This window comes from Barnesiella sp. CU968, from assembly GCF_905219685.1.
Classification (GTDB): Bacteria; Bacteroidota; Bacteroidia; order Bacteroidales; family Muribaculaceae; genus Lepagella; species Lepagella muris_A.
In genome coordinates this window covers 1-4,832 of sequence record NZ_CAJMXD010000232.1, presented here as the reverse complement: position 1 = coordinate 4,832, position 4,832 = coordinate 1, and the positions used below count along the sequence as shown (strand labels likewise).

3 protein-coding genes and 1 pseudogene are annotated in these 4,832 nt (G+C 51.5%); 1 reads left to right on the top strand and 3 read right to left on the bottom strand.

The annotated features are described in order from the left end of the window. On the top strand, positions 1–855 hold an 855-nt coding region (locus JX312_RS09300), incomplete at its 5' end, for a hemolysin family protein (protein WP_204457802.1). Here JX312_RS09300 and JX312_RS09295 read toward each other — a convergent pair. From JX312_RS09295 to JX312_RS14135, 3 genes and pseudogenes are all read right to left on the bottom strand, one after another. After that, on the bottom strand, positions 843–2,516 hold the full coding sequence (locus JX312_RS09295; RefSeq protein WP_204457801.1) for an AMP-binding protein: 1,674 nt from the start codon (positions 2,514–2,516) through the stop codon (positions 843–845). The two genes, JX312_RS09300 and JX312_RS09295, sit on opposite strands and share 13 nt — an antisense overlap. Before the next feature lie 283 nt (positions 2,517–2,799). Next, a complete protein-coding gene (gene lpdA / locus JX312_RS09290; RefSeq protein ID WP_204457800.1) occupies positions 2,800–4,149 on the bottom strand; it encodes a dihydrolipoyl dehydrogenase in 1,350 nt (449 codons plus the stop codon). Then, positions 4,149–4,832, bottom strand: a pseudogene (locus tag JX312_RS14135) (aminomethyl-transferring glycine dehydrogenase subunit GcvPB); the annotation flags it as partial. The pseudogene JX312_RS14135 and the gene lpdA, both read right to left, overlap by 1 nt.

Genomic DNA, 4,832 nt, shown 5'->3' with positions numbered 1-4,832 from the left:
GTGGTCGCCATGCCGGCAGTATGGCTGCTTTCGAAATCAACATCTCTTGTCACCCGTATCATAGGTCTTGACAATAAAAAGAACAATGTGACTGAAGACGAGATAAAGTCTCTGATTCAGGATGGAACGGATGCCGGAGAACTCCGTAAGATTGAGCAGGATATTATGGAACGCGCCCTTGTGCTGGGAGACTTGAGAATATCTTCGATAATGACCCCGAAGGTGGATGTTTTGGCGTTGAGACTCGACATGAATGCCGATGATGTCAGAAAACGCCTGTCGGAGGAGCTGCACTCCTATTATCCCGTGTTTTGCGACAAATCGCAGAATACCGTATGCGGAGCTGTCTCGCTCAAGCAGCTTGTGCTGTCGCTTGACCGGAATGATTTTTCTCTTGAGAAGGTCATGGGCGAACCCCGATATTTCCCCGAGACAATGCGCGTCTATGACGCTCTCGACGTCATGAAGGGAAACCGTGTGCGCTTCGCGCTTGTATGCGACGAGTTCGGGGACCTGAGCGGAGTGATAACCCCAGGCGACATTCTTGACGGACTCGTGGGGGCGATGCCGGAACAGGCGATGCCTTCGGATATAGACAGAAACGAAAAGGATGGTTCCTGGACTGTCAACGCAAGAATACAGATATATGACTTCATCAACTTCTTTGAACTTGAAGACCTGTATCATCCCGCGTCATATTCGACACTCGGAGGACTCATCCTTGAAGAACTGAAATATATTCCCCGTCCGGGCGACAGGCTCGACTGGAATAATATCCGGTTCGAGATTCTGTCGATGAACGGTGCCAAAATAGAAAAGGTATTGGTAACAATCACGCCACGTCAGGAGGCGTGAGCACGGGGATTGCGGCGGGAGGAGCGTATCTCCACACGACGGATCTTGCCGCTGATGGTCTTGGGAAGCTCGTCTACAAACTCTATCTGACGCGGATATTTGTATGGAGCCGTGGTTTCTTTCACATGATTCTGAAGTTCCTTGACAAGGTCATCCCCTATTCTGTCTTTCCACTCCTCTGCAAGCACGATGGTGGCTTTGACAATCTGACCGCGTATAGGATCCGGAACTCCCGTTATAGCACATTCCACTACCGCCGGATGACTCATAAGCGAGCTTTCCACTTCGAACGGACCGATACGGTAGCCTGATGACTTGATGACATCGTCAGCACGCCCTACAAACCAGAAATATCCGTCTTCATCGCGGGTGGCGACATCTCCCGTATGGTACACACCGTTGCTGTAAGCCTTGCGCGTCAGCTCTTCGTCATACAGATATTCCCGGAACAATCCCAGCGGTCGCCGTCTGTCTGTATAGATCACAATCTCCCCCTGCTCTCCGGGTCTGCAGCTTTCGCCGTCGGCATTGACGAGGTCAATGTCATACTCGGGATTCGGAACACCCATAGACCCCGGTTTTGCCTCCATCCACGGGAATGTGCCTATGGTCAGTGTTGTCTCTGTCTGACCGAACGCCTCTTTTATATCAAGTCCTGTCAGTTCTTTCCACCGTTCGAACACACTCGGGTTCATTGCCTCTCCGGCTGTGGTGCAGTAACGGAGCGACGAGAGATCATACTTCGACACATCCTCCAGTATCAGGAAACGGTATACCGTAGGAGGGGCGCAGAAAGAGGTGATACTGTATTTTTCGAAGATGGCAAGCAGGTCGGACGGATGGAATTTGTCGAAGTCATAGACAAAGACGTTGGCGCCGGAGAACCACTGCCCGTAGAGTTTGCCCCACACAGCCTTGCCCCACCCGGTATCGGCAAGGGTAAGATGAAGCGAGGTCTCATCAAGGTTATGCCAGTATTTTCCGGTGACGATATGTCCTAACGGATACAGGAAATCATGAGCCACCATCTTGGGTTCGCCGGTCGTGCCGGAAGTGAAATAGAGTAAAGAAAGGTCTTCGTTGCGGTTAGGGCGCAACGGTCTGGCGAACGGAAGGGCTGAAGCGATTCCCGAATCGAAATCATGCCACCCTTCGGGCACATCCGGACCCGTAGACACACAGCACTCCACTGTAGGACACTCCGGCAGCGCCTTCACAATGTGGTTCACGACCACATCCTCGCCCACAGCCACGATTGCCTTGATTTTCGCTGCATTGCACCTGTATATTATATCCTTTGCCGTCAACAGATGGGTTGCCGGAATACACACCGCACCCAGCTTGTGGAGGGCAAGAATGGAAAACCAGAACTGATAGCGACGCTTGAGGATAAGCATCACCTTGTCTCCCTTCCCGATGCCGAGACTCTGAAAAAAGGAAGCCGTGCGGTCGGAATATTCTTTCATGTCGGCAAAGCTGAACTGACGTTCATCCCCGTTTTCATTTGTCCATAGCAACGCAGGCTTGTCGGGAGCTTCCTCAGCCCATTTGTCGACAACATCATAAGCGAAATTGAAATTCTCCGGAACCTTGACACTGTAATTCGCCTTGAAATCATCAAGCGAATCAAATTCACACTTCTTTAAAAAACGTTCAATCATAATTTTTTCCTTAATCTTCAGTACGCCCCGATACCTTGCGGCATATGCAGACGCACCTCAACCTGATAACTGATATAGGAAACCCGTTTTATTCACGACCTGAAACAGTGGAATCCTAAAACTTTTCTAATGCAAACATGGGTTTTGCGGTCGCGGTTCACAAAATTCCAAAATATTTTTCAATTATCCAAACAATTGATAATAAATTAATAAAACACTGCGCACCTTGTCAAAAAGTGCGCAGTGTTTTATTCACATTGCTATTAAAAGTGTGCAATTATTTTCAGATCGCAGCCGCGGCAAGAAGAATCTCGCTTAATGTAGGATGTCCGAACACAATCTCGCGTATCGACTCTGCGGTAGCGTCCGCGTTCATCAGATCAACCGCCTCCTGGGCGAGCAACGCCGCATCGGCTCCCATGATATGCGCGCCGAGAAGCTTGTGCGTACCCTTGTCGAAGACAAGCTTGCACAACCCTTCACTCTCGCCCATGGCAAGGGCTTTGCCGTTGGCACGATAGAAACTCTTGCCACACACAGTCTCGATTCCTTTTGCCTTGCACTCCTCTTCCGTCATGCCTGCCATGCCGCACTCCGGAACAGTGAACACCGCCGAAGGTATCAGACCGAACCGTATGCCGTCGGTTTTTCCCTCAATCGCATTGAGTGCGCGTTGCCCCTGGAATGTAGCCACATGCGCGAGCATCATCCGTGCGTTGACATCGCCTATGGCGTAGATATGCCTCACATTGGTGCGCATATTGTCATCGACAGGTATGCCCTTTGCCGAGTATTCCACGCCGGCGGCTTCGAGATTGAGTCCGTCTACCCGGGGAGCACGTCCGACTGCCATAAGAAGATCGGTACTGACAACCGTCTGTTCCTTCCCTTTCGCCTCATATGTGACCACAATCTCATAGTCTTCGTTCTGCTCGATTTTCTTCGCCGCCGCACCGGTGATTATCTCCACACCCCGCTTCGACAAAGTCTGTTTAAGGCGTTTCGCTATATCGGAATCAAACGGCGGGAGAATCTGCTTCATGAACTCTATGACCGTGACTTTCGAGCCGAGACCGGCGAATATCGATGCAAATTCCATGCCGATGACACCGCCTCCGATAATGGTCAGCGATGCCGGGACATACTCGATATTGAGAATATCTGTGGAATCCATCACACATTCGAGGTCATGCCCCGGAATGGGCAAAGATTTCGAGACGCTGCCTGTGGCGATAATGATATTGTCGGCGGTATATTCCTCGCCGCCGGCAACCACAGTGCGGTCGTCACTGAAACTCGCCACGGCATCCACCACATTGACCTTAGCCTGACGGAGCATCGCTGCGATGCCGTCGCGAAGCTGGTCGGTGACACCCCGTTTTCTCTCGATGATACGGTTGAAATCAACCGAAAAAGTGAAGTCCTCTATACCGAACCGGTCGGCTTCCTTGAACTGCATCACCATCTCGGAATCGCGGCAGAGACACTTGGTCGGGATGCATCCTTCGTTAAGACACGTGCCGCCGAGCGCACCGCCGTTGAAGAGTGTGACACTCTTGCCACGGTGCGCGGCGCCCAGAGCGGTCTCATACCCTCCGGGGCCGGCTCCTATTATTATAATGTCACTATGCATTATTGTTCTGCCTTGAGCTGACGGTATGAAAGAATCGGTTTCTTTGCCGCTGTCGTCTCGTCGGGATGCGATATCGGCGTGGTCAGAGGTGCGTTCTTCACCATATCCGGATTCTCGCGAGCCTCTTTCGCCACCTTGTGCATAACCTCGATAAACTCATCGAGAGTCTCCAGACTTTCGGTCTCGGTAGGCTCGATCATCATCGATTCGTGGAAAAGCAGCGGGAAATATATTGTCGGCGCATGGAAACCATAGTCAAGAAGACGCTTGGCTACGTTAAGCGTTGTAACGCCCGTAGACTTGTCTTTGAGACCGTCAAATACGAACTCGTGCTTGCAGGCGCCCTCTATCGGAAGGAGATAGTCGTCTTTAAGCGATTCCTTGATATAGTTGGCGTTGAGAGTTGCCATCGGACCCACATTCTTCAGATTCTCCTTGCCGAGACTGAGGATATAGGCATACGCTTTCATCATCACCCCGAAGTTGCCGAGGAACGAGCTTACACTGCCCAGGCTCTTGTCATTCTTCCCTTCTATATGGAATCGTCCTTCCTCATCTTTGGTAACACGCGGCGCAGGAAGGAGTTCCGTCAGATGTGCGGCGACACCGACCGGACCGGAACCGGGGCCTCCGCCNCCGTGAGGCGTGGAGAAAGTCTTGTGAAGGTTGATATGCATTATGTC